The organism is Pseudomonas grandcourensis (genome assembly GCF_039909015.1).
GTDB classification, from domain to species: Bacteria; Pseudomonadota; Gammaproteobacteria; order Pseudomonadales; family Pseudomonadaceae; genus Aquipseudomonas; species Aquipseudomonas grandcourensis.
Map to the genome: position 1 here is coordinate 4096237 of NZ_CP150919.1, position 17448 is coordinate 4113684.

19 protein-coding genes are annotated in these 17448 nt (G+C 62.4%); 9 read left to right on the forward strand and 10 right to left on the reverse strand.

Features of this window, described 5'->3' with window-relative positions; all coding sequences use genetic code 11:
• Nucleotides 1–172 precede the first annotated feature (172 nt).
• The 6 genes from AABM52_RS18200 (at nucleotide 173) to AABM52_RS18225 (ending at nucleotide 4591) form a co-directional block, all read left to right on the forward strand.
• Nucleotides 173–934: an ABC transporter permease gene (locus tag AABM52_RS18200; protein ID WP_347907307.1), complete on the forward strand. Its 762-nt coding sequence runs from the start codon at nucleotides 173–175 to the stop codon at nucleotides 932–934.
• Between the two features lie 9 nt (nucleotides 935–943).
• Nucleotides 944–1705, forward strand: a complete 762-nt coding sequence (locus AABM52_RS18205; RefSeq protein ID WP_347907308.1) for an ABC transporter permease — start codon at nucleotides 944–946, stop codon at nucleotides 1703–1705.
• Between the two features lie 11 nt (nucleotides 1706–1716).
• Nucleotides 1717–2511, forward strand: coding sequence for an ABC transporter ATP-binding protein (locus AABM52_RS18210; protein ID WP_347907309.1), 795 nt, complete (start codon nucleotides 1717–1719; stop codon nucleotides 2509–2511).
• A 57-nt stretch (nucleotides 2512–2568) separates the two neighbouring features.
• Complete coding sequence (locus AABM52_RS18215) at nucleotides 2569–3381, forward strand: energy transducer TonB (RefSeq protein WP_347907310.1); 813 nt, start codon at nucleotides 2569–2571, stop codon at nucleotides 3379–3381.
• An 84-nt stretch (nucleotides 3382–3465) separates the two neighbouring features.
• Entirely contained in the window at nucleotides 3466–4188 is a 723-nt protein-coding gene (locus AABM52_RS18220; RefSeq protein ID WP_160388362.1) for a MotA/TolQ/ExbB proton channel family protein, read from the forward strand.
• 1 nt (nucleotide 4189) lies between these two features.
• Nucleotides 4190–4591 (forward strand): biopolymer transporter ExbD, encoded by a 402-nt coding sequence (locus AABM52_RS18225; protein ID WP_347907311.1) that lies wholly within the window; start codon nucleotides 4190–4192, stop codon nucleotides 4589–4591.
• A gap of 90 nt (nucleotides 4592–4681) precedes the next feature.
• Here AABM52_RS18225 and hpaC read toward each other — a convergent pair whose 3' ends face one another.
• Nucleotides 4682–5194, reverse strand: coding sequence for a 4-hydroxyphenylacetate 3-monooxygenase, reductase component (gene hpaC, locus AABM52_RS18230; protein ID WP_347907312.1), 513 nt, complete (start codon nucleotides 5192–5194; stop codon nucleotides 4682–4684).
• A gap of 259 nt (nucleotides 5195–5453) precedes the next feature.
• Between hpaC and AABM52_RS18235 the strand changes: the two genes are divergently transcribed.
• Nucleotides 5454–6083, forward strand: a complete 630-nt coding sequence (locus tag AABM52_RS18235) for a response regulator transcription factor (RefSeq protein WP_053161157.1) — start codon at nucleotides 5454–5456, stop codon at nucleotides 6081–6083.
• 143 nt (nucleotides 6084–6226) lie between these two features.
• Here the strand turns inward: AABM52_RS18235 and feaR are convergent, their stop codons facing one another.
• The 9 genes from feaR to AABM52_RS18280 all read right to left on the reverse strand — a co-directional run bounded on the left by feaR (nucleotide 6227) and on the right by AABM52_RS18280 (nucleotide 14225).
• A complete protein-coding gene (gene feaR / locus AABM52_RS18240) occupies nucleotides 6227–7147 on the reverse strand; it encodes a transcriptional regulator FeaR (RefSeq protein ID WP_347907313.1) in 921 nt (306 codons plus the stop codon).
• Nucleotides 7148–7298: 151 nt separating this feature from the next.
• The gene (locus tag AABM52_RS18245) at nucleotides 7299–8249 is read right to left on the reverse strand and encodes a PDR/VanB family oxidoreductase (RefSeq protein ID WP_347907314.1); all 951 of its coding nucleotides are present in this window, start codon (nucleotides 8247–8249) and stop codon (nucleotides 7299–7301) included.
• Nucleotides 8250–8453: 204 nt separating this feature from the next.
• Nucleotides 8454–9194, reverse strand: a complete 741-nt coding sequence (locus tag AABM52_RS18250) for an SDR family oxidoreductase (protein ID WP_347907315.1) — start codon at nucleotides 9192–9194, stop codon at nucleotides 8454–8456.
• 10 nt (nucleotides 9195–9204) lie between these two features.
• Nucleotides 9205–9705, reverse strand: a complete 501-nt coding sequence (locus tag AABM52_RS18255; RefSeq protein ID WP_046040360.1) for an aromatic-ring-hydroxylating dioxygenase subunit beta — start codon at nucleotides 9703–9705, stop codon at nucleotides 9205–9207.
• Entirely contained in the window at nucleotides 9702–10985 is a 1284-nt protein-coding gene (locus AABM52_RS18260; protein ID WP_347907316.1) for an aromatic ring-hydroxylating dioxygenase subunit alpha, read from the reverse strand. Before AABM52_RS18260 ends, AABM52_RS18255 begins: the two co-directional genes overlap by 4 nt.
• A 36-nt stretch (nucleotides 10986–11021) precedes the next feature.
• Nucleotides 11022–12152: an amidase gene (locus AABM52_RS18265; RefSeq protein ID WP_347907317.1), complete on the reverse strand. Its 1131-nt coding sequence runs from the start codon at nucleotides 12150–12152 to the stop codon at nucleotides 11022–11024.
• Nucleotides 12149–12655, reverse strand: coding sequence for a nuclear transport factor 2 family protein (locus tag AABM52_RS18270; RefSeq protein WP_347907318.1), 507 nt, complete (start codon nucleotides 12653–12655; stop codon nucleotides 12149–12151). The genes AABM52_RS18265 and AABM52_RS18270 overlap by 4 nt, the downstream gene beginning before the upstream one ends.
• A 3-nt stretch (nucleotides 12656–12658) precedes the next feature.
• On the reverse strand, nucleotides 12659–13030 hold the full coding sequence (locus AABM52_RS18275) for a hypothetical protein (RefSeq protein WP_057715413.1): 372 nt from the start codon (nucleotides 13028–13030) through the stop codon (nucleotides 12659–12661).
• Between the two features lie 31 nt (nucleotides 13031–13061).
• Nucleotides 13062–14225 carry an acyl-CoA dehydrogenase family protein gene (locus tag AABM52_RS18280; protein ID WP_347907319.1) on the reverse strand — a complete coding sequence of 388 codons (1164 nt, stop codon included), beginning with the start codon at nucleotides 14223–14225 and terminating at the stop codon, nucleotides 13062–13064.
• 231 nt (nucleotides 14226–14456) lie between these two features.
• Between AABM52_RS18280 and AABM52_RS18285 the strand changes: the two genes are divergently transcribed.
• Together AABM52_RS18285 and AABM52_RS18290 are read left to right on the forward strand one after the other, a co-directional pair.
• Complete coding sequence (locus AABM52_RS18285) at nucleotides 14457–15929, forward strand: ATP-binding protein (protein WP_347907320.1); 1473 nt, start codon at nucleotides 14457–14459, stop codon at nucleotides 15927–15929.
• Nucleotides 15930–16289: 360 nt separating this feature from the next.
• Nucleotides 16290–17438: an amine dehydrogenase large subunit gene (locus AABM52_RS18290; protein WP_347907321.1), complete on the forward strand. Its 1149-nt coding sequence runs from the start codon at nucleotides 16290–16292 to the stop codon at nucleotides 17436–17438.
• The last annotated feature ends 10 nt before the right edge of the window (nucleotides 17439–17448 follow it).

The window sequence follows — 17448 nt, forward strand, 5'->3', positions numbered from 1 at the left end:
AACGAGCCCTGTAGGAGCTGGCTTGCCAGCGATGCGATCAGCACGATTTGTGTCGCCTGCACCGCCGCCATCGCCGGCAAGCCGGCTCCTACAGGGTTGTTTGGCGTGATCGGTGTTTGCTGGCACAGCTCTTGCGATACCCCTTCGGTACTTCGCCGAATAAAGAACTGCCATGCGTACTCAACGTCTGTTGTCCTCCCTGACCTGGCTCATCTCCCCTGTTGCCCTGTTGTTGCTGTGGGCGGCGATAGCCGGGGCCGGGATTTTTCCGCGCAACCTGCTGATCCCTCCCGCTCAGGTGTGGCAGACCTTCGAAGAATTGTCCGCCAGCGGTGAACTCCTCGAACACCTGCTCAACAGTCTGTCGCGCCTGGGGCTGGGGTTCGGCATCGGTTCACTGTGCGGCCTGGCGTTCGGTGTGCTCATGGCCTTGTCGAAAAATGTCGAGATCTACTGCTCGCCGCTGTTCCACACCCTGCGCCAGATTCCCAGCATCGCGTTGATCCCGATGTTCGTCCTGCTGTTCGGTATCGATGAAACCTTCAAGATCATCATCGTTGCCAAGACCGCATTCTTCCCGGTTGCGCTGGCCGCCAGCGAAGGCGTCAAAGCCATTCCGCGCAGCTACTTCGAGGTGGCTGACGTTTACCGCCTGCGCTGGCCGACATTGGTCCGCGAGATCGCCCTGCCCGCCGCCGCGCCGCCAATCATCACCGGTTTTCGTATCAGCCTGACCCGCGCCTGGGTGGTGCTGGTGGCCACCGAGTTGCTCGCCGCCGACAGTGGCCTGGGGCAGATGATCGAAATGAGCCGGCAAATGTTGCGCATCGATGTGGTGATGGTAGGGATTGTGGTGACCGGATTGATCGGTTTCACCCTGGATTTCAGTTTTCGCCAACTGGAACAGCGGCTGTTCCGCTGGCAGACCCGCTAGGAGCCTTCGATGTCTGGACTTATTGCCAAATCCCGTGGCCTGTTGCTGCCGCTGTTGTTGATCGGCGGCTGGGAATACCTGTCACGCCAGGACGCGGCGGGGGCGTACGCCTTTGTCCCGCTGTCGACCATCGGCGCCGCCTTGCTCGAGCTGCTGGCCAATGGCGAACTGCTGGTGAACCTGTTGGCCAGCCTGGCGCGTACCAGTGCCGGGCTGGCGCTGGGTATTTTCTTCGGTGTCCTGTTGGGCGTGTTGATGGCGCTGTCGGGACTCGCCAACCGGCTGATCGGGCCGCTGTTTCATTCGATCCGCCAGGTACCCATGCTCGGCTGGATTCCGCTGATCGCCATGTGGTTCGGCAACGGCGAGTTCTCCAAGGTGCTGATCGTGAGCCTCGCGGCTTTCTACCCCATGGTTCTCAACACTTATCAGGGCTTCAGCCATGTCGAACAGCGCTATCGCGAAGTCGGCCAGGTGCTGGTACTGAGCCGCTGGCAACGGTTTCGTCATGTGCTGTTGCCCGCGGCGCTGCCGAGCATCGCCACCGGTGTGCTGCACGCGCTCGCGTTTGCCTGGGTCACGGCGGTGGGCAGCGAGTTGTTCCTGTCTTCGGGAGCCGGTCTGGGCAACCTGATGATGAACGCCGAAGCCGGCTCACGCATGGAAGTCATCGTCCTCAGTGTGCTGTGCATCGGTCTGTGCGGTTACCTGATGACCCTGCTATTCACCCTTCTAAGCCGCCATTTGCTGCGCTGGCGCAACATTCGTTGAAAGGCCACTCCATGAACGCAATTGCCCAACATTTCCTGCCCTATAGCACCCCGTTACAGTCCGGCGCCCTGCAAATTCGCGGCCTGAGCAAGGCCTATCGGATAGAAGGCCAGCCTTTGCCAGTGCTGCGCAGCATCAACCTCGACGTTCGCCCCGGCGAGTTTGTCAGCATCGTGGGTGCCAGCGGCTGCGGGAAATCCACGCTGCTGCGGCTCATCGTCGGGCTGGAGGCCGACTACGAAGGTGACATTCTGCTCGATGGCAAACGGATCGTGGCCACCAGCCTGGAACGCGGGATCGTGTTTCAGGATCACCGTTTGTTTCCGTGGATGACCCTGAGCCAGAACATTGCCCTGGCCTTGAAAAACCATCCACTGTCCCAGACGGAAAAAGACCGATTGGTGGCCGAACACATTGCACTGGTCAACCTTGACGGCTTCGAGAATGCCTACCCGCATCAGTTGTCCGGCGGCATGGCGCAACGAGCAGCCATTGCCCGGGCGCTGATCAACAAACCGAAAGTGCTGTTGCTCGATGAACCCCTCGGCGCGCTCGACGCGTTGACCCGGGTACGGCTCCAACACGAGTTGCAGCGCATCTGGGTGCAACAACGCTGCACCGTGATCATGGTCACCCACGACATCGAAGAAGCCCTGTACCTGGGTGACCGGGTGATCGTCATGGACGCCCATCCGGGACGGATCAAGCACGAAGTCAAGGTCGACTTGCCCCATCCCCGGGACCGGGCGTCAACCGTATTGCAAGGCTACAAGGAACAACTGCTGGAAGAACTGGTGGGGCATTGAAGCCCGGACCGGTCCGTCGAAGCGTGGAAAAAACACAGGATTCACAGGAGTAAACAAATGGGCAATGTCCAAAGCCCCGCCAGTCTGCCGCAGGTGTTCCAGAGCCCGGGCCTCGGTGAGCTGCTCAACCTTGGCCGGGTATTTCGCGAGCCCCTGGCACTGTCCCGCCTGCACCGCACACCTCAACGGCTGTTGAATCGTCGCGAGGTGGTCTTGCTCGGAGTGTTGGCGCTGGTCCTGCATGGCGCAGTGATCGTCTGGGTCAACCAGATACCAGCGCCGGAACTGCCTCTGGTGCCCCCGGAAATTCCGCCGATGACCATCGAGTTCTCGCAACCCGCGCCCCCCGTGGTGCAACCTCCGGTGCCCGAGCCGATTGCGCAGCCGGTGGTCGAACCACCTCCACCGGTGGAGGATGAACTGGCTGTAAAGCCGCCTCCGCCCAAGCCGATTCCCAAGCCCAAGCCGTTGGTCAAACCCGCGCCCAAACCGGTTGCCAAACCCGTTACAGCGCAACCTGCCCCACCCGTGACGCCGCAACCGGTGGCCGCGGCGCCAGCAGCTGCGGCACCGCCTGCCCCTCAGCCCGTGACCCCGGCTTCGGCGACTGCCGGTTATTTGCATAACCCGGCGCCCGAGTACCCGTCCCAGGCCATGCGCCGGGGCTGGCAAGGCACGGTGCTGTTGCGCGTCCATGTGTTGGCCAGCGGTAAACCCGGTGAAATCCAGATTCAGAAAAGCAGTGGCCGCGACTCGCTGGACGACGCCGCTCTGGTCGCCGTCAAACGCTGGAGTTTCGTCCCGGCCAGGCAAGGCGACACCGCACTGGACGGCTGGGTCAGCGTGCCCATCGACTTCAAGATCAAGTAACTCAAACCTATCGATACCTCGCGGGCTACCTGACAAAAGGCGCATCGCTACAACCGATCCAATGCCTTGCTGGAGCACCCGACCATGAATCTACTCACCTCCCCCTTCGAATCCATCGAACACGCCGTCATCTGGCTGTTGATCGTCTTCTCCGTCGCGACCTGGGGCCTGGCCTTGCTCAAGGGACTGCAGTTCACCCGGCTGAAGGCGCAGGACCGCAAATTCCACCGGCAGTTCTGGGCCGCTTCGAGCCTTGAATCGGCCGCCGATTTCGCCAATAACCTGCCTGGCGCTGCTGCCCGCGTTGCGCTTGCCGGTTACAACGCCATCCAGATCAGTGACAGCCAGAACGCCGACCTCAGCCAGTCGATCAATCATCAGGACCGCCTTGAGCGCGCTCTGCGCCAGCAGATCGTGCGTGAGCGGCGCTCGCTGGAAACCGGGCTGGCAATCCTCGCCAGTATCGGCAGCACCTCCCCCTTCATCGGCCTCTTCGGCACCGTCTGGGGGATCATGTCCGCGTTGAAAGGGATCAGTGCGGCGGGTTCGGCGAGCCTGGAAACCGTGGCGGGCCCCATAGGCGCCGCACTGGTCGCCACGGGCGTCGGTATTGCCGTCGCCGTGCCGGCGGTGCTGGTTTACAACTACTTCCTGCGTCGCCTGAAGCTGACGGCGGCAGACTTGGATGACTTTGCGCACGACTTCTACAACCTGGCACAGAAGCACGCGTTCCGCGTACTGCTGACCCCTGTCGCGGGCAAATCCGGCGCCAGCACCTCCGGGCAGAAAATCAAGGAGGCGTCCTGATATGGCCTTTTCGACACAAGACAGCGATGAAGTACTCAGTGAGATCAACGTCACGCCCCTGGTGGACGTGATGCTGGTGCTGTTGGTGGTGTTCATCGTCACCGCGCCGCTGCTGACCAATGCCATCCCGATCAACTTGCCCAAGACCGAAGCCGTGGCGCCCGTGGAGCAGAAAGACCCATTGGTGGTGAGCATCGACGGCGCCGGCAAATTGTTTATCAACAAAGATGAAATCCAGCCGGATTTGCTGGAGTTCAACCTGCAGGCGGCGAAGGCCAAAGACCCGGAAGTTCGCGTGCAATTGCAGGCCGATGACGGCGTGAATTACGGCGAAGTGGCTCGCGCCATGGCCTCGATCGAGCGCGCGGGGATCAGCAAGTTGTCGGTAATCACCGCGAGGTAGGAGCCGGCTTGCTGGCGATGGCGGTGGCGGTGGTGGCCTTGGCGACGCCATCGCTGGCAAGCCAGCGCCTACAAGAATGGATGGTGGATCTCAGCAATGCGCCCCGGCATGCTCAAGACGATGAAACAACCGGTTGAAATACACCAGGCTGTCGCGCGGCTCGCGCACGCCCACCTTCGTCAGCTCCACGAACATCACCGAATGCGATCCCACTTCCTTGCACTCGCTGATCCGCCCTTCCAGCTGCACCAGGGCATCGCGCAGCACCGGCACGTCGGCCGCGCCGTCGTCCCACAGATCCCAGGCGAAGCGTTCGTCCATCGGCACCTTGGTCATGCCGGCGAAATGCCGGGCCAGTTCTTCCTGCTCGCCACACAGCACGTTGACGCACAGATGGCCGTTGGTGCGGAACACGTCGTGGGTGGCGCTGTTGCGGTTGACGCACACCAGCACGGTGGGCGGCGAGTCGGTCACCGAGCACACGGCGCTGGCGGTGATGCCGCAACGACCGCCAGGGCCGTTGGTGGTGATGATGTTCACCGCGGCAGGCAGCTGCGCCATGGCGTTGCGAAAGTCGATTTGCTGCTGGCTCAGGTCGGCCATGTCGATGCCCCTTCCTTCAGGAGGGCCGCTATCTTGCGGCCCGTAGGTGATGGAACAAGACTAAGGCCGCGGGCGTGGCGCAACCATTCTGACGATCCCCATGGCAGGGTTGGGTTTCCGCTAGTCGACTAGGTGGTTTCTTTATCGCAAGGGCCGGCCACAGTGGGTATTCTGCAGACTGGTTCCAGAAAGATGAGCCAATGCGTGCCGCACGTTCCCGTGCGAAAACAATAATTAGAAAACTTTCGTGGCAGCCCCGATGGAAATCCGTAAACCGATTGTTTATATCGTTGACGACGACAAGGACCTGCGAACTTCACTCGCCTGGTTGCTGGAGTCGGTGAGCGTACAGGCGCAGTGCTTTGCCGGCGCCGAAGAGTTCCTCAGCCAGTACGACCCCAAGCAGCCCGCCTGCCTGGTGCTCGACGTGCGCATGCCGGAGACCAGCGGCTTCCAGTTGCAGGAAATCCTCAACCAGCGCGGCAGCACCCTGCCAACCATTTTCGTCTCGGCCCATGGTGATATTCCGATGTCGGTCACGGCGATGAAGAACGGCGCGCTGGATTTCGTCGAGAAGCCCTACAACCCGCAGCAGATGATCGACCGCATCCAGGCCGCGCTGAAGACCGCCGTGCACGCCCAGGCCGATCAGCAGCAGCGTCAGAACCTGCAAGGCAAGCTGGCACTGCTGACCAGCCGTGAGCGGGAAGTGTTGATGCTGGTGATCGATGGCAAGGCCAGCAAGGTGATTGCCCGGGAGCTGAACATCAGCGTGAAGACCGTTGACGTGCACCGCACCAAGATCAAGGAAAAGATGGGTGTGAGCAGCATCGCCATGCTGGTGCGCGAGGTGCTGCATTTGCCGGTGGATGAGCCGGTGCGGCACTGAGTACAGCCTTTAAATTCAGGGCGGCCGCTCGGCCGCCATCGCGGGCAAGCCCGCTCCCACAGGATCACCGTCGAACACAAATTCTGAGCTCACTGAAGATCACTGTGGGAGCGGGTTTGCCCGCGATGAACGATAACGCGGTGTCAGACCTGGCTATACCGCTTGCGATAAGCCCCTGGCGACACACCAAAGCGCGATTTGAACGCCGACGAGAAGTAGCTCGAATCCGAGAACCCCCACGCATAACACAGCGCCGAAAGCTTCTGCTCGACATCGGCGCGGCGCAGGTTTTCGGCGCAGAAGTCCAGGCGCCGATGCTTGATGTATTGCGCCACCACCAACCCGCGCTTGGAGAACATCCGGTACAGGCCGCGCACGGAAATCCCGACTTCACGGGCGATCAGCTCGGGGCACAGTTCTTCGTCGCTCAGGTGCGCGTCGATGAAGGCGATGATCTTGCGAAATTGCCGCTCATGGGCGTCTGCACCGCAGTCCCGGGCGCTGATGCCCGGCAACAACAGGCTGGCCAGGGCATCGAGCACGGCTTCGCTTTCCTGCATGTCCAGCCCGTCCTGCTGACGGGTGTCCAGCACCAGCTTGTTGGCCATCGCCGCCAGGGGGCTGCCGGCCGCGATGCGCGTGGCGCAGTTGACGGCATTGAAGTGCGAACCGCGCTCGACCACCTGGCGCGGCAAAATCAGCGACAGCTGTCGGCAATCGTCGTTGTAGATCATGTCGCTGGGACGGCTGGCGTCGATCAGGGCGATGTCGCCACAGCCCAGTTGCGCGCGGTTGTCGCCCTGCTCCAGTTGTGAGCTGCCACGCATCTGGAACACAGCGTAGTAGTGGCCGTCGCTGCTGGTGCTGACGTCCTTGCTGGTGCGGTACAAATGCACGTGCGCCATGTCGACCACACTCAGGTTGATCGCACCGCTGCGAAACTCCGTCAGTTCGCCGTAGAAATCGGTGTCCAGTGCCCGGGCATCGAAGCGCCCACAGGCCTGGTTCACCTGGCTCAACCAACTTTCGAACGCCTCGTTGCGCACCGTCGATGCTGTAATCATGTCCGCAAAGCCTCACGTTTTTGTTGTTATTTTTCGACCGCTTCATCGAGCGGTTCGTCAAAACGGTTGTTTCTGTAGCCATCTCCTCCTTCGACGGCCGCCGGGCGCCCATTCAACAGGCTCCGGCCCAAGCTTTCCAGTCGACTTTCGGTTAAAGGTCCAATACCAGACGAGCGGAAAGCGCCCGTGATACACAGGCACAAATCTGCTTGTTGGAGGCCTTTTCCTTGTTCGACAGGCAGTTGTCGCGATGCTCCGGCAAGCCGTCCAGTACCTCGACGATGCACGTACCGCAGATGCCTTCGCGGCACTCGGTGTCGATGTCACAACCATGGGCTTGCAACACGTCGACCAGGCTAGCGTTGGCCGGCACTTGCAGCACCACGCCGGAACTGGCCAGTTCCACTTCGAACGTGCCGGCCGGGGCGCTGTTGGCGGCCGAGTCTGCGGCGAAGTGTTCCAGGTGAATCGCGTCGTCCAAGCGACTGCGGGACGCCACTTCCACCACTTTGTTCATGAAGGGTGCCGGGCCGCAGGTGTAGACGTGGGCGGCGCTACCGGCACGCTCCAGGCATTCACTTAACGCTGCGTCGAGATCCGCGGGCTCCACGCCATAGTGAAACTCCACCGACTCAGCAAAGTTCGTCGCCAACAGTTCGGTAAACGCAGCGTACTGCGCCGAGCGCGCGAAATAGTGCAAGCGATACGGCTGGCCGCTTTCAGCCAGTTTGTAGGCCATGCTCAGCAGCGGCGTGACACCGATACCGGCGGCGAACAGCACATGTTCGCTGGCCGTTTCATCGAGGCGGAACAGGTTGCGCGGCGCACCCATTTCCAGCTCCATGCCCTCTTCCACTTGCTCGTGCAGCGCCAGCGAGCCACCCCGCGACAGGGCTTCTTTCTTCACCGCCACCAGATACGCCCGGCGATCCTGTGGCGGGCTGCACAGCGAATACTGGCGGGTCACCCCGGTCGGCCCGGTCAGGTCGACGTGGGCACCCGGTTCATAGGTGTCGAGCGGCTGGCCGTCACTGCGCACGAGGCGAAAGGAACGGATATCCAGCGCTTCGTCGACGATCCTTTCGATCTTCACCTTCATCATTGCATCACCTGAATACTGTTGTTTCGGTTAGTACGGACATTAAAAAATCTTCGATCCAGACCTGATCCCTGTGGCGAGGGGGCTTGCCCCCGTTCGGCTGCGCAGCAGTCGTAAAATCTTCGTTGCTGCCGAAATTTTGGGGGCCGCTTTGCGACCCAACGGGGGCAAGCCCCCTCGCCACAATGGATCGTGCACGGCGCAATCTCAGCGCATGAACAAGCCGCCGTTGACGTCCATGCACGCGCCGGTCACGGAGGTCGCGTTATCGGCGATCAGCAGCAACACGCTGTCGGCGATGAATGCTGGATCACCGAGAGTGCCGGCCGGAATCATCTTGAGGATCTGCTCCAACCGCTCCGGAGCCACGCTTTCACGCACCACCGGCAAGTCCAGCGGACCCGGCGATATGCTGTTGACCGTCACACCCTGGGGTGCCAGTTCACGGGCAAAGACCTTGGTCAGGGTCGCCACGCCGCCCTTGGCCGCCGCGTAATGCGCGCCGGTGGCGGTGCCGCCGTTCTGTCCGGCCAGGGACGCGATGTTGACGATGCGCCCGAAGCCGCGCTCGGCGAAGTGCGCGCCGAACACCTGGCAGGCAACAAAGGTGCCGCGCAGGTTGATCGCCATCGACTCGTCGAATTCTTCCGGCGTGATGTCCATCAGTGCCGCGACTTTCGACACGCCAGCGTTGTTCACCAGAATGTCAGTGCCGCCCCAGTGCGCGGCGAGCAGTTCGCGGGCACGCTGGAAGTCGGCCTTGCTACGTACATCCAGCTCGATGGCCAAGGCGCTGGCGCCGCTGCCATCGAGTTCCAAAGCCAGTTGCTGCACGCCATCAAGGCGCACATCCGCCAGGCCGACGCGATAACCCGCCGCGTGCAGACGGCGGGCGATGCACTCGCCCAGTCCACGCGAGGCACCCGTTACAAGGGCTACTCGACTCATGATGTAGCCCTCACAGAAGGAAACCGAGCGCGCTCAGGCTGTCGGTGGAGTTGATCAGCCGCACCACTTTGCGTTCCAGGGTCGGCACGCCGTCGGTGAAACGAATACGGTGGTTCAGGTCGGCCACGAACGGCGTGTGCACGCCGCGCTTGTAGGCGTAGAGCAACTGCGCCGAGTTCACCTCAACGATGTCGCCGGCCGCTTCCACCAGGCGGAAACGCGAGATGGTGCGGATGGTTTTAGCTGCATCCACCGCCGACGGCGAGTAGCCGGCGGTCAGGCGTTCGATGCGCAAATCACGCATGCGCGCATCGTCGTAGGCGTAGTTCAGGGTCGCCTCGAAATCTTCGGTGTCCGGGTCGATCGGCACGATGTACTTGCCGCTTTCGCTCCACAGGGTCGCCCATTCGGCGTAGTTCTTATGGTCGAGCAGTTCGGCTTCGCGCCAGATGAATTCGATGGCCTGGGCCAACGGGCCGGAAAAACCATTCAGGGTGTCGTGATTGCTCATTGGCTCATCATCCTTTTCCACATGTCGTAGGCACCGCGCATGCCGCCTTCGTCGGTGGCGTGGCTGACCTTGTCGCCGTTTTCAGCGGTGATTTCGCGGTTCAGGCCGCGGTTGACCAGGATCGGCGCATCGACGCCGGCATACGAGCCGCGCTGCACGCGGTCCCAGGCTTCGGCATCGTCAGGGCTGCCGAAACCGAACGGGCCCTGGAAGTGTTCGTGGATGCGCATGCGTTCGCGGTTGGCGATTTCCGGGCCGCCGTCCATGCCCAGGGCCACGTGGCGGATCTCGGTTTCGGTAACCGACACCGGGCGCAGCACGCGGAAGAACGACATCGACATCGCCACGTTCGGGAACAGGTTCAGGTTGAAACCGGCGCCGTGCAACGAGCGCACGATGCGACGAACCTGATCGGCCGACATGGTTTTCGACAGCTCTTCAGTCACATGGGCGAAGCGCTCCTGCAACTGTTCGGTGCCGTCGTCGTGATCGAGGTCGACGTGCTCCGGCACCATGACCATCACGCTGTGGCCGTTGCCGAGCGAATGGGTCACGGCTTGTTCGTCGGTCATGAACGAGAGCATTTCCGAGGTTTCTTCATCCACCGACGACATGAACGACTTGTGCACGATCGGGAAGTGGTAACCGTCGGTGGTGTTTTCCAGCTGGATCTTCCAGTTGCCCTTGAAGCTGAACTTGTGCTCGCCCTGGGTCTTGATCGGGTAGCCGGCGCCCTGCTTCATGAACAGGTCCATCCAGTGCTTGGCCCCGCCGAGGAAGTCTTCCAGCGGTTCGATCTCGTCGTTGTAGCTGGCGAAGACCATGCCGGCGTAGCTTTCGACGCGCAGGCTGGTGAGCGGCAGTTCGGATTTCTCCAGGATGCCTTCGTAGCCATCCGGATACGGCAGCGCACGCAGCTTGCCGTCCAGGCCATAGGACCAGCTGTGGTACGGGCAGGTGAAACCGGTGGCGTTGCCCTTGTGCTTCTCGCACACGGTGGCGCCACGGTGCCGGCAACGGTTTTCCAGCACGTTGATGTTGTTCTTCTTGTCGCGCACGACGATCACCGGGCGACGGCCGATCATGGCGGTCTTGAAGTCGCCGCTGTTGCGCACTTCGCTTTCGTGGGCAACCCACACCCAGGTGCGGTAGAAAATCTTGTCCAGCTCGGCTTCGAACAGCGCCGGGTCGTTGTACAGCGAGACGTCGACGCGGTCATGCTGGACCAGGTCTTCGGGGCTTTTCGACGATGCGATCAGCTGATATTCATGAGTGCTCATGCGGTTCTCCTCATGGCTTCTTTTTATGATTTGTTGTTAGCCGCGTGTACCGGCCATGCTCTGTTGCAACTGCGCACCGAAGGCGCAGACCAGTTCGTCCTGACCTTTACGGCCAACGATTTGCAGGCCGACCTTCAGCCCGCCGCAGTCGAGTTCCACCGGCACCGTCAGGGCCGGGTGGCCGCTGAGGTTGAAAGGCCGTACCAGCGGGGTCATGCCGGCCACGGCTTTGCTACCGGCGCGGGCTTCGCTGAGGGTCGGCGGCAGGCTCGGCAGCGTCGGCAGCAGCAGTACGGCAAAGTCTTCCAGCGCCGCGTCCACTTGTTGGGTGAAGGCTGTGCGCACGGCTTCGGCCTCGGCCAAGTCTTGGCGCGTGGTGCGGCTGGCCGCCAGCAGACGTGTTTCCACATCGGCGCCGATCAGGCCCTTGCCGGTCAGATGGCCGAACGCCGCCCAGTTTTCGAAATTGATCACGGTCAGGCCGGCCGCGAACGCTGCTTCGAACTCGCTCAGGTGCAGGTTGCTGCGACGCCAGCCAGCGCGGTCGGCGGCAGCTCCGAGACTTGCTTGCAGATGCGCATCGCAGGCCACCTCGAGAAAGCCGACCCTGGCGCCGTCACCTGGCAGGCCTTGAGCGGTAAAGCCCGGGCAGATCACCTGCATCGCGGCGATCAGGTCGTCCATGCTTTTGGCGAACGGCCCGACGCAATCGAGGCTGGATTCCAGCGGATGGGCGCCGACACGGCTGACGCGACCATAAGTCGGCTTGAGCCCGGCAATCCCGCAGCAGGCTGCCGGCACCCGCACCGAACCACCGGTATCGGTGCCGATGGCGATGTCCGCCAAACCGGCGGCAACCGCCGAAGCCGAACCGCTGGACGAGCCGCCAGGAACACGGTCCGGCGCTTGCGGATTGATCGGTGTGCCGGTCCAGTCATTGATGCCGGTCACGCCGAACGCCAGTTCATGCAGGTTGGTCTTGCCGACGATCTGCCAGCCGGCGTCGAGGATTGCGTCGACCACTTCGGCGTTTTTCGTCGCCGCCGGAGCATCGGCAAACGCGCGGCTGCCCGAGCAGGTCGGATGGCCGGCGATGTCGATGGAGTCCTTGATGGCGACGCGCTTGCCGTTGCCGCCGAGGAGGAATTCGCTGATGAACGTACTCATGCGCCCGCTCCCAAGGTGAAGAGCTCCGTATTGAACAGCCGTTGCGTACGGAAATGCGCGATCAGCCAGACGCCGTCGACGCAACGAAAATCGATGTTCAGCCGAGTGCCGAACAGCTCGTTGCGGCCATCGGCGTAAGTCGAGATCTGCTGCATGATCCACTGCCCCTGCGCTGCCTTGCCGTCGACCACAATCGACTCGCTGGTGAGGTAATGCAGGTTCAGCTTGAAGTGGTCGGACGGCGGCAGATAACCGCCGACAAACGCCGCCACCGCCTCACGCCCCTGGTGCTGGCCGAAGGTTTGTGCGGTCTGGGTGCCGAGGCCTTCCCAGATCGCATCCTCGGTGAACAACTGCGCCAACTGGCTCAGATGAACCGCCGCCCGCGGCACGTCGCACAGGTCCATGTAGCGCGCCATCAGGCGACGCACTGCGCTTTCCCCTTCGAGCTTCGCCAGATCCCCTTCGAGCGTCGCCAAACGCTGCAGCAAGGCCTCATTCATGGCTTACACCTTGGCCGCATCAGGAATGGTCAACGGGCGGCCGATGCGCGCTTCGATCTTGGCGTAGCGCCACAGACTGTATTGGCCGACCGGCGTGGTGCGGAACAGGTTGCAGGCGTCGATCACCGACTGGTGGCAGTCGACGTCGGCCATGATGTACACGGTCCATGGCGAGGTGGTGGACGGGCCGACCATCAGGCGGTCGTCATCCATCGCGCCGAGCACGGTGATGCCGGGCATGGCGCCGAGGTCACCCATCATCTGGCTGAAGCCTTTCCACACGCTCAGGCCTTCGCCGGTGGGCAGGTCGAAAAAGTTCTGGGTGATGCCGATGCAGAAGACGACGCGCAATGGCTCTTGGGTGGTTTGCGACATGGGTGCGATTCCTTGAAAAAGTAATGGGGATTCAGATGTAGCCCGGGAACGGCGGGACGCCGAGGAACACCGAGCCGGCGCCGTCGTACAGGCCTTCGCTGAGGAAGGCGTGCTGGGTCACCACCATCGAGTCGCGCAGGTAGCGTTGCAGCGGATGGCGCAGGTAAATGGCGGTGGTGCCGGCCAGGCTGTAGGCGCTCTGCACCACCTCGGCACCGGCCTGGGACACATGAATCGCCGACAGGCGCAGCAGGCTGGTCTGCTCCGGCGTGACCGGGTTGCCGGCCAGGATCGAGTTCCACACCTGCTCAGTGGCGCTGTAGAAGAAACCGCGCGCGGCGCTGAGCTTGGCTTCAGCCTTGGCGATCTCGATGCGCACGTAGGCGCGGTCGGACAATTTCGGCGCGCCGGTGATGCCGCTGCCGCCAGCCATGCGGCTGATTTCGTCAAGGGCTGCACGGGCCAGGCCGAGGTTGACCACTGCCAGCACTTGCGCGGCGTAGGCGATCGACGGGTAGCGGAACAGCGGCTCGTCGATGGTCGCGGCACCGCCACGGATGAACGTCCAGCGCTCGTCAACGCGTTTATCACTCACTCGCAGGTCATGGCTGCCGGTGCCTTTGAGGCCGACCACTTCCCAGTTCTCGACGATGTCTACCTGCTCTGGGCGAAATACAGCGGTGCGCGGCTTGCCGCCGGCGGCGCCGATGCCAACGCCCAACAGGTCTGCGCCTTTGCAACCGCTGGCGAATTTCCAGGTGCCGTTGACCTGATAGCCGCCTTCCACGGCCTCGGCCGGTTGCAAGGGGAACAGGCCGCCGGCGAACACCAGGTCAGGGCTTTCGGCGTAGAGCTCAGCCAGGGTTTCGCGCGGCAAGGCTGCCAGGTAGACACCGGCGCTGCCGAAGCTGGCCACCCAGCCCGCCGAGCCGTCGGCTTCGGAGATGCGCTCGACCATTTGCAGGAACAGCGACGGTGCCAGCGCATCGCCGCCGAAGCATTTCGGCGTGGCGGCGCGAAAAATGCCCACCTGCTTGAAGCGCTCGATCATGTCCCGAGGCACGTGGGAGCCGGCGTCGAATTCTTCGCGACGCTGGCGAACCTCATCCAGCACTTGCTGAAATAGCTGACTCTCGACCATTGGCACGACCGGGGCGGACACAGGGTCTTGTTGCGCGACAGCTGAACGCAGCATGGGCTAGTTCTCCGTTTTGTTTATTGTTAGTGGGGCTGAACCGAGAGGAGGCGTGGCTGCCCTTGCATTGCGGTCCAGTGTAAAAACCGCGTCCCGGCACAACTATTGGTGCGTGCAGCCCCCCGACTAAAGAAAACCCCTAGACCCCCACCGATTACCTCTGAGCGCATCCCGCTGTGCGAGCAGGTATAAAACGCCATACTGCAAATCTCTGCCGTCAGGGGCCGTGCGATGTACCAGCCAAAACCGAACGACTTTTATGCGCTGATCGAAGCCATGCCGCTGTGCATCATTCTTCATGACGCGCACACCAAGGAAATTCTCTGGGCCAACGCCGCTGCCCTGGCGGCGCTGGGCTTTACCCTGGAAGAACTGACGCCGCTCAAGGCCCCGGACATGACCCGCGACGCACCGAAGTACCGGCGCTCGGTGGGATTGCGCTGGCTGGAAGGCGCAGCCCGCACCGGGCAACGGGCCATCGAGTGGTGCTATCGCTCCAAGCAAGGGGTGGAGATTCTTTCCGAGGCGGTGGCGACCCTGGTGCACCTGGACGGTCGCGATGTGCTGATGGTGCAGTTCCGCGACATTTCCAAGGAGGACAAGGTCAAGCGCGACCTCAAACGTTTCGAAAGTCGACTCACGGCGTTCATGCAGGACCTGGCCGAAGGCGTGGCCGTACTCGGGCCAGGGGGCGATATCCGCTTTATCAGCGACTCCGGCGCGCACCTGCTCAACAGCGAAGTGCACAAGCTGATGGGCAAGAACTTCCTGGCCTGGTGCGACGACGCATCCGGTCAGCGCCTGTTGCAACAGCTTGCCCATAAGACGCCGGAGCACGCGCCGTTCAACGTGCATTACAAGGTGCAGCGGCGTGACGGCGAGTGGCGCTGGCATGACGCAACCTGCCGCTACATCGAGATCGAGGACGATCTGGTCGGCCACCTGCTGCTGTTCCGCGACGTCACCGAGCAAGTACAGGCCGAAGAGGCGCGGCGGGTCAGCGAGCAGAAACTCGAGTACCTGGCGCGCTACAACGCCATGGGTGAAATGGCCGTAGCCATCGCTCATGAACTGAGCCAACCCTTGGCGGCGACCCGCAACTTTATTGAAGGCGCGGTGATTCGCCTGGGCAACGCCGGCGAAACCGATCAAGGCGTCGCCTGGGGCTTACAGAGCGCCGTGCGGCAGATCGAGCACGCCTCGGTGATCATCAAGAGCGTGCGCGATTACGTGGTCAAGCTGGAGCAGACCGAAGAGCTGGTCGACCTTAATGAGCTGCTGCGCGAAACCCGCTACTTCATCAGCCTGCGGGCCGATCCGAGCCTGGTGCGCGTGGAAATCGTCACTGCGCCCGAACCGCTGCGGGTGAGTTGCGAGAAGGTGCTGATCGGCCAGGTGATCCTCAACCTGGCCTTCAACGCCATCGAGGAAATGGCCGATCTGCCCACTGAACGTCGGTTGCTGCGCATCCATGCCAGCCGCGAGAACGACGTGGCCCTGGTGCGCATCGAAGACTGCGGGCGCGGCATCCAGGCCCAGGCGCAGGAGAAGCTGTTCGACGGCTTTTTCTCATCCAAGGTCAGCGGCAACGGCATCGGCCTGGCGCTGTGCAAGAACATCATCGGCCGCCACCGTGGCGATATCTGGGCGCAAAACCTGGAGCCGTGCGGCGCGGTGTTTACCTTCTCCCTGCCCCTCGCCTGAGGCACACAAATCCTGTGGCCTTACACAACCCCTGTGGTGAGGGGGCTTGCCCCCGTTCGGTGGCGAAGCCGCCGCAAATTCAGACGGCTCGGTCTGCCTGAAGGATCGTCAGGGGCCGCTTCGCGCCCCAACGGGGGCAAGCCCCCTCACCACAAGTGCAGCTTCACCCGCCCCCCTCTAACACCAGTCAACCCCCCGCCTTATCAGCTTGTGCAGCCAGTTTCATGACACTGGCACAGACACACAAACACTTGGCAGGCAGCGCAATTCTCGCGATCGCGGGGCACGGCAGAATCAAAGGGTAAAAATCTGCCAAAGCACCCGCGATCCGCGTTACCAACAATTCAGGAAGTTCCCCTTATGCGAACAAACAGGATCTCCGTACAGTCAGCGCTAGGCCTGAGCCTGCTTGTACTCGGTTTGAACAGTGCCCGCGCGGACTTGCCCGCCGGTACGATTGGCCAGACCGTTCTGGCGTTTCCACCCGAAGCTCACCGCGCGTTCGTGATCGACGTCGAGTTCGACAGCTTCGTGGCGGGCCGCGTGACCGTGGTCGACCCGGACCAGAAGCGCATCCTCGGCATGGTGCCGACCGGTTTTGCTGCGCCGTCGACCCTCAGTCACGACAAGAAGACCCTCTACAGTGCAGACATCTGGTATTCGCGCGGTACCCGTGGCACCCGCACCGACGTGCTCACCGCGTGGGACAGTTCGACCCTGTCGCCAACCTGGGAAGTGCTGATTCCGAACAAGCGCGCCGAATCGCTGACCCAGCGTTACTCGCTCAAGCCGAGCGGCGACGACAAGTTCGTCTACGTCTACAACTTCACCCCGTCGACGTCGGTGACCGTGGTCGATACCCAGGCCAAGGCCGTTGCCACGGAAATCGCCATCCCCGGTTGCGTGCTCAACTACCCGGTCGGCAACCGCCGCTTCGCCTCGCTGTGCGGCGACGGCAGCCTGCAGGTGGTGACCCTTAACGATCAGGGCCAGGAAACCGCGCGCAGCCGCACGCCGTTCTTTGATCCGAACGCGGAAAAACTGGTAGAGCGCGCCGTCAACGTCGGCGATACCTACTACTTCACCACCACGACCGGCACCGTACGCCCGGTGGATTTCGCCGGTGATGCGCCGAAGGTCCTGCCGTCCTGGTCGCTGGTTTCCGACGAGGAAAAGAAAGCCGGTTGGGCGCCGGGTGGCTGGCAGTTGATGGCCGTGGCACCGAAGCTGGACCGCCTGTACGTGCTGATGCACGACGCCCACGAAGCCATGAAGTGGGAAGACCCGAGCCCGCTGATCTGGGCGTTTGACCTCAAGACCCACAAGAAGGTGGCGACCCTGGAAGCCTCGGCTCCGGTGTGGAGCATGCAGGCCACCGGCGACGACAAGCCGCTGTTGCTCGGCGCCGACGTGGAAGGCGGTTTGCAGATTTTCGATCTGAAGACCAACAAGCTCACCGGCAGCATGCCGAAAGTCGCCAAGACCGCGACTCAGGTCCTGAGCTACTAAGAGGTTCGGC